This window comes from Mesorhizobium sp. LEGMi-168a (assembly GCF_058312955.1).
Map to the genome: position 1 here is coordinate 132,551 of NZ_JBZEGV010000004.1, position 15,450 is coordinate 148,000.

Below are 15,450 nucleotides of genomic sequence, written 5' to 3' on the forward strand. Positions count from 1 at the left end.
AATTCGCATTCGAAGCGCCAGAGATCGGTCGACTGAAGCGCACCTTTCTTTCGCGTCGGAGATACTTGGCTTCTCTGCCTTGAGCTTCGCCTCCATTTTCCACGAATGTTAGCTGCTTCACAGTCAACGCCCGGACCGCAGGACAAATTACCGGGGTCTGTTTGATTTCATTTGCAAATACTTTTGCCCATACCGGCTGACCGGCATCGAGGCCGCTCGATTGATGGGCCGCGAGGGCAATGGGGGCGTTGCCGATGAGGGTCTACGAGGCAATCGTCAAAGGGCTGGAAGGGATCGGCGTCGGCGCCGCGTTCGGCGGCGCTGGCGAGAATGCCGCCGGACTGATGCTGGCGCTGAAACACTCCAAGTCGATACGGCCGGTGATCACCCGGCATGAGCAGGCGGCATCCTTCATGGCCTGCGGCTATGCCATGTTTTCAGGCCAACTTGGCGTCTGTTTTGCAACCGCCGGGCCTGGCGCCTTCAACCTGTTCTCCGGCCTTGCGGTCGCGATGTCGGACTCCTATCCGGTCCTTGCGATCTCCGGTTTTGCCTCGCGCAAATGGACCGGCAAGGGTGCGCTGAACGAGACGTCAGGCGCAAGCCGCACCCCGGACTCGCCGGCGATGTTTGCCGCGACGACGAAGAAGTCCTTCCTGCTCACCGATGCCGCGAAAACCTGCGACGTGCTGGAAGAAGCCGTCAACATCGCCTTCGCAGGCAGGCCGGGTCCCGTGCATATCCATGTCCCGGAAGACCTCACCGATCACGGTGTCTCGGTCGACAATTTTCGCCCGATCGACCTCCAGGTGAAACCTTTCCTCCCGGACCCAGCGCGGGTGCAGGACGTGGCTGAAACGCTCGTGGAGGCACTCCAGAAGGGCAAGAAAATCCTGGCGCTGATCGGCTTCGGCGCGGTGAAGAGCGGCGCCGGCCACGAGCTGAAGCAGCTCATCGAGCGCTACCAGATCCCGTTCGCCACCACACTTGACGGCAAGGGCATCATTTCCGAGCGCCATCCGCTTTGCGTCGGCGTCTTCTGCGACAGCGGCCACAGCGCCGCCTGGCAAGCTTTCCTCGATGCCGACCTCATTCTCGCCGTCGGCAATTCCTTTGCCCAGCATGCGACGTTCGGCTTCCGCGACGATCTGTTCACGGACCGCAAGCTCCTCCACATCAACGTCGACATCGGCGAGATCGACAAGGTCTACAAGGTCGACGGAGCCATCATCGCCGATGCGAAACTGGCGGTCGGCGCGCTGCTCAACAGGATGTCGGACATGCTCGAGCCGAGCGTCCCGGCGGACCGCGAGGCGACCGACTACAGCGACGAGCCCATCCATCACCTTACCGGCAAAATCCATCCTGGACAGATGACGCAGTCGCTGTCGAAGCGCCTGCCAGACAATGCCATCGTGCTTGCCGACGCCGGCGCGCATCTCGCCTGGCTCGGCTACTATCTGCAGATCGCGCCGGGCCAGAATTTCCGCAAACCCGGCGGCTTCGGGCCGATGGCGGGCAACGTCAACGGCGCGCTCGGCGTCAAGCTTGCCCATCCCGAGCGACCGGTGATCGTCGGCTGCGGCGACGGCTGCTACCTGCTCTCGGGCTTCGAACTGCTCACCGCCGTCCAATACGACATCCCGGTGATCTGGATCGTCTTCAACAATGCCGAGTTCCAGCTGATCAAGCTCTATCAGCTGCAGTCCTATCACGAATACGGGCTGGTCGATTTCGGCAACCCCGACTACGTCGCCTACGCCCAATCCTGCGGCGCGAAGGGTTATCGCGTCGAGACGCTGGACGAATTCGAAGCCGCGCTCGACAAGGCGCTGGCGCTCGGCAAGCCCGCAATCATCGACGCCCACATAACGCGGCTGGCGCTGCCGCATTACAGCGCCTCGCCCGAGGGGGTGGTTGCGGGCGTCGCCGAAATGATCGCGGAACGCATCCGCTCTGACTGATCCGGAGGCACATCGTGTTGATGCAAGCTGGCAAGCAAGCAACAGTGAGTTGGCGCGAAATACCTCAGGGCTCCGCGGAGGAGGAGCGCCTGCTGTTCGAAAAGCTGGCGCAGGACATGATGCATGTCCAGTTGAAGACCAGGCAGCGCTCCAAGGCAGCGAGCATCCAGCGCGCCTTCCACGCCAAGCCGATCTTCGCCTCCATCGACGCGATGCTGCGCTTCAATGACGACCTTCCGGCCGATTTTCGCGCCGGCTTCGCCCAGCCCGGCAAGTCCTATCCGGCGATCGTTCGCTTCTCCAACGCGAACGGCTCGGGCCAGGCCGACTACAAGCCTGACCTGCGCGGCGTAGCGCTGCGCATCAAGGTCTCGGACAAGGAGCAGCACGACCTGCTCGCCACCAACTTCCCGGTTTCGCATGCCCGCGATGCCGCCCAGTTCGTCGCCTTCGCCAAGGCAACCGCCGGCGGCACGATCGGCAAGATCGTCGGACTTGTCGGCCTCGCCTTCCGCTTCGGTCCGGCTGAAGTGATCCGCATGCTGAGGAACATCTCCGCGGGCCGCAATCGCAAGGTGCGCGGCGTCGCGTTGGAGACCTTCTGGAGCCGCGGCGCCATACGCTGGGGCGAGACGCTCGCCGTGCGCTATCTACTGCGGCCGGTGCCGAGCGCCGCGCCCGCGCCGGATCCCTCACAAACGGATGCGAGCTATCTGTCGAACGAGTTCGCCGCGCGGCTTGTGGCGGGCGACATCCGTTTCGAGCTTTGCGTCCAGCCCTTCATCGACGAGCGCTCGACGCCGATCGAGGATACCGCGGTCGAATGGACCGAAACCGTCTCGCCGCCGGTCAAGGTGGCGGAGCTGACCATCACCCAGCCTTCGGCCGGCACCGCTGAAGCCCTCACCAACACCAGGGTGATCGACGAGCTCGCCTTCAACCCGTGGAACACGACGGACGAATTCCGTCCGCTCGGCAATCTCAACCGGGCGCGCAAGGTCGTCTATGACGCAAGCGCCGCCCATCGCCTCGCCTATCGCTGGCGCACGGAAGCGCCGCTGCGCAACCGCGTACTGGGCGCCATCGCGCGCCAAGCCTTCGTCGCCATCAACCGCCGCGTCGAATGGCACAAGCTGCCGCTTCGCCTCAGCCTGCTCAATCTCGACGCCTTCCGCTACGTGCTGCGGCAGAAGAACCTGATTGGCACCGAAGTTGTCGAGGCGCCGCCGCAGGCGCGACCGGAGCCGCAGGCGCCGATCCCTGAGATGGTGCGCCAGACGCGCACCTATGATGGCACCTATAACGACCTCTCGGCGCCGCAGATGGGCGCGGTCGGCGCACCATTCGGCCGCAACCTGGCACCGGCCTACGCGCCCGATCTGTTCGACACGCCGAACCCGGTCGTCGTCGCCGAACAGTTGCTGCATCGCGAGACTTTCATCCCGGCGCGCTCGCTAAATATTCTTGCCGCCGCGTGGATCCAGTTCCAGGTGCATGACTGGGTGAACCATGCCCGCAATCCGCTCGGCAAAAACGATATCGTGGTGCCGCTGCCTCCTGGCATGAAGTGGACGAATTCGGTCGGCGGCAAGCCGGAAGAGATCATGCGCATTGCCGACAACCAGGCACTGGACCGAGGCCCCGGCTGGCCGCCGATCTATTTCAGCAATGCCGCCTCGCACTGGTGGGACGGATCGGAAGTCTACGGTCCGAACAGCGCCAAGGCGAGCATGCTGCGCGAGGGCGCCAAGATCAGGCTGGTCGACAACCACCTGCCGGTCGACATCAAGGGCTTCGAGGTCACCGGCTTCAACGAGAGCTGGTGGCTCGGCCTCAGCGCCATGCACACGCTGTTCGCGCGCGAGCACAACCTGCTCTGCGACGAATTGCGGTCGCGCTACAGGAACTGGGACGACGAGCGCATCTATCAGACCGCGCGCCTTATCGTGTCGGCGCTCATCGCCAAGATCCATACTGTGGAATGGACGCCGGCAATCCTCGCCACAAGGGCGATCGAGGTCGGCTTGTCCAGCAACTGGAACGGCCCGCCGGCCAATGACTGGGTGACCAAATTCGGTCTGTGGCTGCTCGACGAGCATGCGTCGACCGGCATCCCGAAGACGATGCCGGACCACCACACCGCGCCCTATTCGCTGACCGAGGATTTCACCACCGTCTACCGCATGCATCCGCTGCTGCCGGACGACTATTGCTTCTATCACCACCGGTCAGGCGAGAAGATCACCGAGAAAGGTTTCCTCGACATCCAGGGCGCCGACGCCGACGACATCATGCGCTCCTTCGGCCTGCGCAACACGCTCTATTCCTTCGGCGTCGCGCATCCGGGCGCCATCGCCTTGCACAACTTCCCGAGGTCGCTGCTGAAGCTTGAGCGCGACAACGAAATCATCGACCTCTCGGTGGTCGACATCGTGCGCACCAGGCGGCGCGGCGTGCCGCGCTACAATGATTTTCGCGCAGGCCTGCACCGGCCACGCATCAGGAGCTTCGAGGAGGTCACGGCGAGCCCCGAGGACGCGCGGCTGCTCAAGCAGATATATGGCGACGTCGACAAGATCGATACCGTCGTCGGCCTGCTCTCCGAGCCGGCGCCGGCGGGCTTCGGCTTCAGCGACACCGCCTTCCGCATCTTCATCCTGATGGCGTCGCGGCGGCTGCAGAGCGACCGATTCCTCACCATAGACTACCGGCCGGAAATCTACTCGCCTTTCGGCATCGACTGGATCGCCAACAACGGCATGACCAGTCTCATCCTGCGCCACTGCCCCGACCTCGCCTCGGTGCTGCCGAGGACGCAAAGCGCCTTCGCGCCCTGGCGGCCGATCGTGCCGGCCAGCACCGATCCGGCCATGGCGGGAGCAAAGCCATGACGGCGCCGCTCAAGCCGACCACGGCCGTGAATGGGAGCGTCGCCTCGGAGCTCGATGTGTTGCTGAAACGGCCGCTCGTCGAGACGATCTTCCGCCGCCGCACGCATCGCGTCAGCCAGGGCAGCTCGGTGCTTGCCGGTAGCATGAGCTACGAGTCGCAAGAGCCGCGCGAGCCGCTGTCGGAACTCGAGGAAGCGGTGCTGATCGCCATGACCGGCTGCACCGGCCTCACCATGCCCGACCGGCCCTTCGAGGATCCGGCGACCAAGCAACCGATCATGGCAAAGCCCAACCTCACCATGGCCGGCCGCACCGCGGGCAGCCCTGACAACGCGCAAGGCACGCACTTCTTCCTGATCAACGACAGCGGCACCTATTTCCTGCGCAAGCTGCTGCCTCCCGCCGACGGCAACATCGCTTTTACCTCTGACCGACTGTTGGAGCGAGCGCGCGAAGCCAAGGTGAAAATCCTCGACAGGCGTCTCGACGTCGCCGAAGGCCAGCGCGACTTTCCCGCCTATCTCGATTCCAACCGTTTTCTCTCGAACCTGCCGGGCACGACGATCCTTTTGCCGGTCGTCGATCTCTCGCGCCAGTACATCAACGGTATGATGTACCTGCTGACCCAGCCCGACGGCGCGCGGCCGAACATCGTCGACGACCGCAATTTCTATCGCTCGGCCGGCGTCAAGCGCTGGGTCAAGAACGGCTTCCTCAACAAGGACCTGAAGATCCCGCTCGGCGCCATCGGCTCGCTGCGCACGCAGATCGAGGCGGATCTCTTGCTGCAAAACGTCTTTCTCGTCGCAGACGCCATGGGGCTCGGTGCCTGGATCCACGGTTCGATCAGCCCGCCGGTGCTGCTCGGCGATCCGAAATTCTCGAAGACCTATGGCGCCATGCTCGGCTTCGACGTGGCGGTGCCGCGCTGGCGCCTGATGGACCTGTTGCGCTGGCACGTTCCGCTGCCCAAATACTCCAACCTGCGCAGCAACCCGATCGGCCTGCGCTTCAAGGGCGAGCACCTGATCAAGGGCATGTCGCCGCCCTATTACGACTCGATGGCAGACGCCGTCGCCGAAGTGGTCGAGGAAAAGTTCGGCAAAGACGGCCTCTACGCGGACGAAAAGCTGTTCTCGGAAATCTACAAGGGCGACTATGGCCACCGTTATCTCAGCGAGGCGGCGGTCTACACGCAGGACGTCATCGACTGCGTGCGCGACATCTGCACCTACATCTACGAAACCCACGGTCGCTTCCCGGCGCATTGCGACGCCATCCACGTGCCCGGCATCTGGCTGCAGGTGCATCATATCGATGTTGGCTACTACCAGCGCTTCTTCCGCAACGGCCTGACCGACGCGCATCTCAACCACGCGCGCGACTGGCACCGATCGTGACGGCATGCACCGTAGCGCTCGCCAGTGGTCTTAGGGGCAACCAGCGTCGAGGGCGTTGATCAACTCATCCAGTTGCCGCCGTCGACATTGAGCGTCTGCGCCACGACATAGTCGGCATCGCTCGACGCCAGGAAGACGGCCGCGCCCCGATAGTCGTCGGGATCGCCCATGCGTCCCGCCGGCACCGCCAGCCCGACCTGCCGCTTCTTCTCGCCGACCGGCAGCTTCTCGTAGCGTGCGAACAGCGCGTCGACCTGGTCCCACATCGGCGTGTCGACCACGCCCGGCGCAATGCCGTTGACGTTGATGCCGTGCTTGATGAGCGCAAGGCCCGCCGATTGCGTGATGCTGATCACCGCGGCCTTGGTCGCGCAGTAGACGGCGACCAGCGCTTCGCCGCGCCGTCCGGCCTGCGAAGCCATGTTGATGATCTTGCCGCGGCGCCCTTGCGCGACCATGCGCTTGGCCACCGCCTGCAACGTGAACAACAGGCCTTTCACATTGACCGAGAATTGCAGGTCGAAACTCTTCTCCGATATTTCCAGAAGCGGCCCCATGTCGAAGACGGCGGCGTTGTTGACCAGGATGTCGATGCCGCCATGCGTCCGTGTTACCTGATCGACCATCGCTTCGATCGAGGCGAGATCGCGCACGTCGAGCCGGACGGCAGTCGCCTTGCCGCCCAGTTCGCCTGCCAGCGCGTCCGCTTTGTCGACAGCCATATCGGCGATGACGACCTGGGCGCCCTCGGCAACGAAGCCGCGCACGATGGCCGCCCCGATGCCTTGCGCGCCGCCGGTGACGACGGCGACCTTGTCTTTGAGTTTCATGCCGGTTCTCCTGTCTAAGCGCCCTGTCTTAGCGCCCCATCTCAGCGCGTTGTATAGCCGCCATCGATGACCAGCACCTCGCCGGTCACATAGCTCGATGCTGGAGAGCACAGGAAAAGTGCGGCCGCCGCAACCTCTTCGGGCTGGCCGACGCGGCCCATCGGCGTCATGCCGCGCCAGATCGGGAACCATTCCGGATTTTCGATGCCGCCGCGCGAAAGATCCGTTTCGATATAGCCGGGCGCGACCGCGTTGACGCGGATATTCTCGGCCGCGACCTCGCTGGCGAGGCTCCTGGTCATCATATGAACCGCCGCCTTGGAGCTGTTGTAGGCGACCTGGTTCTGCGGAATGTTGGAGACGATGCCGGAGATCGAGCCGACATTGAGGATCGCGCCGCCGCCCTGACGCCGCATCGGCGCCAACGCCGCCCGGCAACACCGGAACACGGCATCGACATTGATCGCCATCGTCTGGCGCCAGATGTCCTCGGGATAGTCGCCGCTGTCGCCGTGGACTGCGATGCCGGCGCTATTGACCAGGATGTCGAGCCGGCCGGTCTTGGAAAGCGTATCGGCGACCAGCCTGTCCGGCGCTTTCTCGTCCAGCATTTCCGCGGCGAGGAAATCGAAGGCGAGGCCCGCGAGCTCCTGCCGTGCGTCATCCTTCATGGTCCGGCCCGCGACGACGACGCGCGCGCCGGCCTCGCCGAGCGCCTTGGCGATGGCGAGGCCGATGCCACGCGTGCCGCCGCTCACCAGCGCAACCTTGCCGTCCAGTCGGAAGCGGTCGAGGATCATGGTTGTCGTTCCATCGTTCGGAGTTGGAGGGACAGCTCAGATGTCCACGCTCTGCGGCAGGATGACGAGGTCGCGGATAGTGACGTTGCGCGGCCGCGTCAGCATGAAGAGCACGGCGTCGGCCACCTCCTTGGGCTCCATCAGGCTGCCGGCGGCCAGCGCTTCTTCCATCTTGGCCTTCGGCCAGTCGCTGAGCAGCGCCGTCACCACCGGACCGGGCGCGACGGCGCCGACGCGGATGCCGTGCTTCAGCACCTGGCGGCGAAGCGTATGGACGAAGGCCTGCACGGCGAATTTCGACGCGGTGTAGATCGGCTCCCAGACCACGGGAACGAAACCGGCGACGGAGCTGGTGACGATGATGTCGCCGCTTTTCTTCTCGATCATATGCGGCAGCACGGCGTGCACCGTGCGGAACACGGCGTTGATATTGAGGTTGAGCATCTTGTCCCACTGGTCGGGATCGCCGGACGCCACCTCGCCGCCGACATAGGCGCCGGCATTGGCATGGAAGATGTCGAGCCGGCCGGCCTTTTCCAGGATCTCGGGCATCATGCGATCGACGCTCGCCGGGTCGAGCAAGTCGGTGACCACGGCGCAAGCATTGTCGCCGAGCTCGGCGACGAGCGCCTTCAGCCGATCCTCGGCCCGATCGACCAGCACGACTTTTGCGCCGGCGGCGAGCATGGCTCGGGCGCATTCCAGCCCGATGCCGGAGGCAGCACCAGTGATTGCGGCAACCTTGCCGGAGAGACTTTCAGACATTGCGATCCTCTTCGATGAGCCGTCTTCTTGATGAAGCCGTTAGGCGCGGCCGTGTGAGACACGCGAGCGGCGGGCGAGAGAATCGACGATGACCGCGATCGCCAGCACGCAGCCGGTGATCATGTACCGGAGCGAGGACGACAGATCGAGCAGCGTCAGGCCGCTTGCGATGGATTGGATGACGATGATGCCGAGCAGCGCCGAATAGGCGCTGCCGCGGCCGCCGAACAGGCTGGTGCCGCCGATGACGGCCGCCGCGATGGCGTTGAGGTTGACGTCGCCTGTGCCGGCCTGCTGGCTGGCGGTGGCGAGACGTGCGGCGGACAGCAGGCCGCCGGTCGCCGCCAGCGTGGCGCAGAGCGCGAAGGCGCTTGCGTAGATCAGCCGCACATTGATGCCGGCGCGGCGCGCCGCCTCGCGGTTGCCGCCCACGGCGGTCATCGAGCGGCCCCATTGGGTCCGCTTCAGCGCATAGTTCATCGCCACGACCAGGCCGACGAACAGCGCGAACATCCAGGGCACGCCGCGCGACTGGTTGAGGTAATAAGTCACCAGCTCGAGCGCGATGGTGATCACAACGGCCTGGAGCAGAAGTCCCCCGAACGAACGCGACGACAATCCGGCGGCCTGACGGCGCTGCGCCTTGCGGTAGCCGAGAACTAAGGCGAGCACGCCGGGCACAACGGCCAAAGTGTGCGACACCCAATGCGGCATCACCAGGAGCTGGCCGAAGTTCACCAGCGGTGAATCGTAAGGCAGGTTGATCGAGCCGGTCGGGCCGAGGATGTAGAGCTGCAGCCCGAGGAAGGCGAGCAGGCCCGAAAGCGTCGACACGAAGCTCGGCATTCCGAGCCGGTTGAGCAGCAGCGCATAGACGCAGCCGGTCACGAACCCGACCGCCATGGCCGCCACGATGGCAAGCGCCACCGGCCAGCCCCACTGGACCCAAAGCACGCCGAGCAGCGCGGAAGACAGGCCGCTGACGGAGCCGACGGACAGGTCGATCTCGCCGACCATCAGAACGCAGACGATGCCGAGTGAGATGATGCCGACCGTCGAACAGTCGAACAGCAGGTTGACCAGGTTGTTCGGCTGCAGGAATACCGGGTTCAGCGTCTGGAAGATCGCGCAGATCAGCACCAGCCCGACAACCACGGGCAGCGAACCGAGATCGCCGGACCGGACGCGGTCGAGAAAGCCCCTGATGGCGCCCTTCGCGCCGCTGCGGTCCTTCAGCCGCTCGTCGCTGCGGTCGAGCAGCGCGCCGGAATTGCGGTCGGAAGCCGTCGTCATGGCTGATCTCCTTGCGCCTTCTCGGCGGCACGCCTGCCGCGCCGCGAGACCGCGTTGTCGTCGGCGCCGGTTATCGCGGTCACCAGTTCCTGGTTGGATGCGCCGGGCAGGAAGATGCCGTTGTTGCGGCCGAGCCTCAGCACCACGATGCGGTCAGCGACGGCGCGCACATCCTCCATATTGTGGCTGATCATGACGACGCCGAGCCCGCGGTCGCGCACGCGCTCGATGAGGTTGAGCACCTCGGCGGTCTGCGCGACGCCGAGCGCGGCGGTCGGCTCGTCGAGGAGAATGACCCTCGGCTCCATCAGCAGCGAGCGGGCGATCGCAACCGTCTGCCGCTGGCCGCCCGACAGCGACGCCACCGGCTCGCGCACGCTGGGTATGCGCGCCGACAGCTCTTTGAGCAGCGTCCAGGCGCGGACCTCCATCGAGACTTCGTCCAGGCGGAGCGGATGGAGCTCGCGGCCGAGGAAGATGTTGGCCACGACATCCAGATTTTCGCAGAGCGCGAGATCCTGGAAAACGGTGGCAATGCCGAGTTTTAATGCCGCGGCCGGATTGGCCAATGTCACCGGCTGGCCGTCGAAGGTGATCGAGCCGGAGCTCGGCATGTGCGCACCGGCAAGGATCTTCACCAGCGTCGATTTGCCTGCGCCGTTGTCGCCGACCAGGGCGACGATCTCTCCGGCGTTGATGTCGAGATCGACATCGGTGAGCGCCGACACCGCGCCGAAATTCTTCGAGATGCCGCGCAGGCTGAGCACCGGCTGGCGGCTAGTCGTGGACGGCGTGTCGGGTATTGCCATGGCCTGTTTCTCTTCCCGCGTTTTGGTCGGTATGTCCGGCCGCCAGGAGGGTAGCGGCCGGACACGCCCGGCTGTGGCTTTGGCAACGTGCCGAGCATATCGCAGACGACGCGGTTTGTGCCGTGTCGCTTTAGAGGGACGATGCGCTTGAGCCGCATCGCTTCTGGAGACGACGCGGCCGCGCCGCGTCGCTCCTTATTCAATGCCGAGCTTCTTGCAGCCTTCGGCGTAGCGGTCGGTGCAGAGCTGGGCTGCGGTCTGGATCTTCTTGTCGATGATCTCGGCCTTGAGGTTCTCCTGCGTCACGACGGCCGGCACGAACAGCTGCGATGGCGTGTCGTAGAGCGTCGTCTCGGCTTTCGGAGCATCGCCCTTGAGGAGCTGCACCGCAACGTTCGCGGCTGCCGCGGCGACAATCTCGCTCGGCTTGGAGATAGTATTGTACTGGTCGCCGGCAATGATGAGCTGCAATGCGGCGATCGTGGCGTCGTTGCCCGTCACCGTCGGCACCGGATCGACGCCGGCGGCCTTGAACGCGGCGATAGCGCCGCCGCCCGTGCCGTCATTGGCGGCGACCACGCCGACGATCTTGTTGCCGAAGCGCGAGATCTGCCCCGCCGCCCATTGCTGGGCATTCGACGGCGCCCAGTTCGGCGTGTCGAACTCGGCGAGCGTCTTGTAGCTGCCGGTCTTGAGGCCTTCATGGATGCCGTCCTTGATCAGGCCCGCCGCGGCGTCGGTCGGCGAGCCGTTGATCTGCAGCACGCCGACATCGCCGTCGCTCGAAACGCCCTTGGCCTTGAGGTGCTCGACCAGCGAGGCGGCGATCGCCTTGCCGATGGCCTTGTTGTCGAACGACACGTAGAAATCGGCCTTGGCGTCCGGGATCGGACGGTCATAGGCGATGACCTTGACGCCTTGCGCCTGCGCGTTGTGCACCAGCGAGGCTGCCGCCGCGGAGTCGACCGGATCGAGTACGACCACCTTGGCGCCCTGGGTGATCACCGAATTGAACTGCTGCTGCTGCTTGGTGACGTCGGCGTCGGCGTTGAGGTAGAGCACCTTGCAGCTGTCGCAGAGCTTCTTCATCTCGGCGACGAAGCCGGGATGATCGTGCTCCTCGTAGCGGGTCGAGCCCTGGTCGGGCATCAGGAACGCGACCGTGGAACCGGCAATATCTTGCGCATTGGCAAAAGTCGCGCCGAGTGCGAGGCCCGAGACGGCCAATGCGGCCGCAGTCAATCTGGACATGTATCTGGACATAAGGTCTTCTCCATTCCCGTTGTTTGAAGTAATAGACCTCGACATCAGGCTGCGGATGTCTTGATTCCGCTGCCGGTCGGAAGTCTAGCGAACTCGTGCACCAACCTCACGGCGTCCTCCCGCTGGCATGACACGAGGAAATACTCATCCGTCGCTGGCTCGCATGCGCGACCCATCGCTTCGTCTTGGTTCTTAGCTAGGCTTGTTTTTCCTCCCGAGCTCCTTTCTATGCGGCGCGCGCGGCCGCGAAATTGTCCGCAACCAATCGCCTGAACTGCGAAGGCGGCATGCCCTTCTCCGCCAGGAACTGGCGGTTGAAGTTCGACAGATTGTTGAAGCCGACCTCGAAGCAGATGTCCGAAATCTGCGCTTGCTCGTCGCTCATCAGGATCTGGCAGGCGAGATTGATGCGCAGGCGCTTGATGTATTGCAGCAGCGACATGCCGGTGTGCTTGCGAAACGATCGCGAGAAGGCGCTCGGCGTCTGCCCGGCGATCGCGGCGAGATCGCCTTCGTTGAATTGCTGCGTCAGGTTCTCGCGGATATAGGCCAGCGCCTGGTTCATGCCCGCCGACATGTATCCCGACGGGTCCGGCAAATAATTTTCGCTGGCGAGCACGCGCGGCGCGCTCTCGCGGCTCAGCGCTTCCATGATCGACATGAACAGGCTGATCCGGTGCACGCCATAGGCGTGCGTGATCTCCGCCAGCAACGGCATGACCTGCCTGCTCACGCCCTTGCCGAACAGGACGCCGCGCCGCGCCAGGTCGAGCAGCGGAGAAACGGCGCCGAGCTCCGGAAAGGTGGTGATCGCGCCGCCGATGAATTCTTCGCTGAACTGGATCAGCCTGCAGCGCAGCGGAACCGACTCCGGAACCTCGCTGATCCAGTTGTGCGGCAGGTTCGGACCGGTGAGCACGAGATTGCCGATCTCGAACTCGCCGATGAAGTCGCCGACGAAATAGCGGCCTTTGGTCGCGACGATCTGGTGCAGCTCGTATTCCGGATGAAAGTGCCAACGGACCGTATGGTACGGATAGCCATGCCATTTCACCGCGAACGACTCGCCAGGCCTTATCTGTATGACTTCCAGATCGGGTCCCATTGCTTCCTCCCGGAGGCTGTCGGGTGTTTCAGCCTTCGAACCGCGGCCGTTGTTTTGGCTCATCTAGGGTCAGGATAACGGCGGCCAAGCATGTCCGCCACCTCGCCACGCCGCGCCGACTGATACGTTTTTGACCATTTTGGCCCAGCGAAAAACGTGTCTTCGAAAATTAGAGACCTCGAATATCCGGGATTGGCCAACAGCGCCTATGCGCAGGAAAGTTCGCTTCGGACCACGCTACCGCATTGCACAATTCCGGTCGGACTGCACAATAGGCGCATGTCCGCCGGTTCGTTGACCATCCTTGTTATCGACGAGAACCGCATCCGTGCCTCGATCATCGAGGCCGGATTGCGGGACGCCGGCCATCGGCATGTAACGGTGGTCCACGATGTCGCCGGCATCGCCCGGCGCATCGCCGAACTCGAGCCGGATGTCATCGTCATCGATCTCGAAAACCCCAACCGCGACATGCTGGAGAACATGTTCCAGCTTTCGCGCGCGGTGAAACGGCCGATCGCCATGTTCGTCGACCGCTCCGACCAGGCTTCGATCGAAGCGGCGGTCGATGCCGGCGTGTCTGCCTATGTCGTGGATGGGCTGAAGAAGGAGCGCATCAAGCCGATCCTCGACATGGCGATCAGCCGCTTCAACGCTTTCTCGCGTATGGCGCGCGAGTTGGAAGAGGCGCGCAGCGAGCTCGAGAACCGCAAGGTCATCGATCGGGCCAAGGGCATCTTGATGAAGTCGCGCGGCCTGAGCGAGGAGGCCGCCTACGCGCTTCTGCGCAAGACCGCCATGAACCAGAACCGCAAGATCGCCGACATCGCCCAGAGCCTGGTGACGGCGGCGGGATTGCTGGGTCCGCTGGAGGGCGAATGAGCATGACTGCTGCGCATCAGATCACCGCCGGCTTCATGCCGCTCTTCGACAGCGCCGTTCTGGTCGCGGCCAGCGAGATGGGCTTTGCCGCCCGTGAGGGCATCGAGCTCAAGCTGCAGCGCGAGACCTCCTGGGCCAATATCCGCGACCGCATCGCCATCGGCCATTTCGATGTCGCCCATATGCTGGGACCGATGCCGCTCGCCTGCAGCCTCGGCCTCACGCCGCTTGCCTCCGAGACCATCGTGCCCTTCTCGCTCGGACTCGGCGGCAACTGCGTCACGGTCTCCAATGCGATGTGGGAAGGCATGGCTGCGCATGGCGCCGCGCCCGATCTCGATCCGGCTCGTGCGGGGGCGTCACTTAACGCGCTGATCCGTGAGCGGGCGACAACCGGCCGCGAGCCGCTGCGCTTTGCGGTCGTGCACCCGCATTCCGGGCACAATTACGAGCTGCGCTACTGGCTCGCCGCCTGCGGCATCGATCCCGACCGCGATATCGAGATCGTCATCGTGCCGCCGCCCTTCATGGCCGACGCACTCGCCGCCGGCCGCATCGACGGCTATTGCGTCGGCGAGCCCTGGAACAGCGCCGCTGCTGCTGCCGGCACCGGCCGCATCGTCACCGTCAAGGCGCTGTTGTGGCGCAACAGCCCGGAAAAGGTGATCGGCGCGCGCCGGGCGTGGGCCGAGGAAAACCCGGAGGCGCTGGCGGCGCTGCTGAGGGCGCTGCATCATTCCGCCCGCTGGTGCCAGGACCCGACCAATCGCGACGAACTGGCAGCGCTGATGGCCCGGCCCGCCTTCCTCGGGCAGCCCGAGGCGATCCAGATGCCGATCCTCACCGGACTGCTTCAACTCGGCGGCGGCGTAGAGCGGCACGTCGAGGATTTCTTCCTTCCCTTCGACAAGGCGGCGAACTTTCCCTGGAAGAGCCACGCGCTCTGGTTCTATACGCAAATGGTACGCTGGGGGCAGTTGCCGCACACGCCGCAAAACCTCGCCATCGCCCGCGACTGCTACCGGCCCGACCTTTATCGCTCGGCGCTGAAGCCGCTTGGCGTGGCGCTCCCCGGCGCCAATGCCAAGGTCGAGGGCGCGCTGAAGGTCGCGACGCCGGTCGGTTCCGCGGGGGCAAGTCTTGTGCTTGGCCCAGACGGATTCTTCGACGGCCAGATCTTCGATCCGGACCAAGTCGACGCCTACATCGCAAGCCAAAAATCGGCCCGAGCATCGGCCTGATCATTTCCGCGCCATTCTTGTGCATTGCACAAAAATTGTGCCTGCAATTGCTCTAATGAACCATCTTTGGCCCGCTCGCCTTGCCGCCTTGTGTGGCTATGGCGGGCGTAGACCACTGATTTAATTTATATTTTTCTTCCAACACAAAAACTGGCACGCTTCGTGCTTTGGAATAGTCAATAGAACAGGCGTCCAATGGCGGGCGCC

General features: G+C 64.2%; 12 protein-coding genes. 5 read left to right on the top strand and 7 right to left on the bottom strand.

The genetic code is table 11. From position 1 onward, the window contains the following. The first annotated feature begins 254 nt into the window (after positions 1 to 254). From AC4FWB_RS07890 to AC4FWB_RS07900, 3 genes are read left to right on the top strand one after another with little or no spacing between them, the layout of a single operon-like run. Positions 255 to 1,964: a thiamine pyrophosphate-binding protein gene (locus AC4FWB_RS07890; protein ID WP_491025387.1), complete on the top strand. Its 1,710-nt coding sequence runs from the start codon at positions 255 to 257 to the stop codon at positions 1,962 to 1,964. Between the two features lie 44 nt (positions 1,965 to 2,008). Then, on the top strand, positions 2,009 to 4,855 hold the full coding sequence (locus AC4FWB_RS07895; protein WP_491025388.1) for a peroxidase family protein: 2,847 nt from the start codon (positions 2,009 to 2,011) through the stop codon (positions 4,853 to 4,855). Further along, positions 4,852 to 6,255 (top strand): hypothetical protein, encoded by a 1,404-nt coding sequence (locus AC4FWB_RS07900; protein ID WP_491025390.1) that lies wholly within the window; start codon positions 4,852 to 4,854, stop codon positions 6,253 to 6,255. Before AC4FWB_RS07895 ends, AC4FWB_RS07900 begins: the two co-directional genes overlap by 4 nt. Before the next feature lie 59 nt (positions 6,256 to 6,314). On the opposite strand, the gene AC4FWB_RS07905 is transcribed toward AC4FWB_RS07900, so the two are convergent. The 7 genes from AC4FWB_RS07905 to AC4FWB_RS07935 form a co-directional block, all read right to left on the bottom strand. Further along, on the bottom strand, positions 6,315 to 7,085 hold the full coding sequence (locus tag AC4FWB_RS07905) for an L-iditol 2-dehydrogenase (RefSeq protein WP_491025391.1): 771 nt from the start codon (positions 7,083 to 7,085) through the stop codon (positions 6,315 to 6,317). A 41-nt stretch (positions 7,086 to 7,126) separates the two neighbouring features. Continuing rightward, the gene (locus AC4FWB_RS07910) at positions 7,127 to 7,885 is read right to left on the bottom strand and encodes an SDR family NAD(P)-dependent oxidoreductase (RefSeq protein WP_491025392.1); all 759 of its coding nucleotides are present in this window, start codon (positions 7,883 to 7,885) and stop codon (positions 7,127 to 7,129) included. Between the two features lie 36 nt (positions 7,886 to 7,921). Then, positions 7,922 to 8,650, bottom strand: a complete 729-nt coding sequence (locus AC4FWB_RS07915) for an SDR family oxidoreductase (RefSeq protein WP_491025393.1) — start codon at positions 8,648 to 8,650, stop codon at positions 7,922 to 7,924. 39 nt (positions 8,651 to 8,689) lie between these two features. Beyond that, a complete protein-coding gene (locus AC4FWB_RS07920; protein ID WP_491025394.1) occupies positions 8,690 to 9,943 on the bottom strand; it encodes a sugar ABC transporter permease in 1,254 nt (417 codons plus the stop codon). Then, positions 9,940 to 10,752: an ATP-binding cassette domain-containing protein gene (locus tag AC4FWB_RS07925; RefSeq protein WP_491025395.1), complete on the bottom strand. Its 813-nt coding sequence runs from the start codon at positions 10,750 to 10,752 to the stop codon at positions 9,940 to 9,942. The genes AC4FWB_RS07920 and AC4FWB_RS07925 overlap by 4 nt, the downstream gene beginning before the upstream one ends. A gap of 195 nt (positions 10,753 to 10,947) precedes the next feature. Next, a complete protein-coding gene (locus tag AC4FWB_RS07930; RefSeq protein WP_491025396.1) occupies positions 10,948 to 12,015 on the bottom strand; it encodes an ABC transporter substrate-binding protein in 1,068 nt (355 codons plus the stop codon). A 226-nt stretch (positions 12,016 to 12,241) separates the two neighbouring features. Continuing rightward, the gene (locus tag AC4FWB_RS07935) at positions 12,242 to 13,120 is read right to left on the bottom strand and encodes a helix-turn-helix domain-containing protein (RefSeq protein WP_491025397.1); all 879 of its coding nucleotides are present in this window, start codon (positions 13,118 to 13,120) and stop codon (positions 12,242 to 12,244) included. Positions 13,121 to 13,399: 279 nt separating this feature from the next. Between AC4FWB_RS07935 and AC4FWB_RS07940 the strand changes: the two genes are divergently transcribed. Together AC4FWB_RS07940 and AC4FWB_RS07945 are read left to right on the top strand one after the other, a co-directional pair. Beyond that, the gene (locus tag AC4FWB_RS07940) at positions 13,400 to 14,002 is read left to right on the top strand and encodes an ANTAR domain-containing response regulator (RefSeq protein ID WP_491025399.1); all 603 of its coding nucleotides are present in this window, start codon (positions 13,400 to 13,402) and stop codon (positions 14,000 to 14,002) included. Between the two features lie 2 nt (positions 14,003 to 14,004). Next, positions 14,005 to 15,243: a CmpA/NrtA family ABC transporter substrate-binding protein gene (locus AC4FWB_RS07945; RefSeq protein WP_491025574.1), complete on the top strand. Its 1,239-nt coding sequence runs from the start codon at positions 14,005 to 14,007 to the stop codon at positions 15,241 to 15,243. The last annotated feature ends 207 nt before the right edge of the window (positions 15,244 to 15,450 follow it).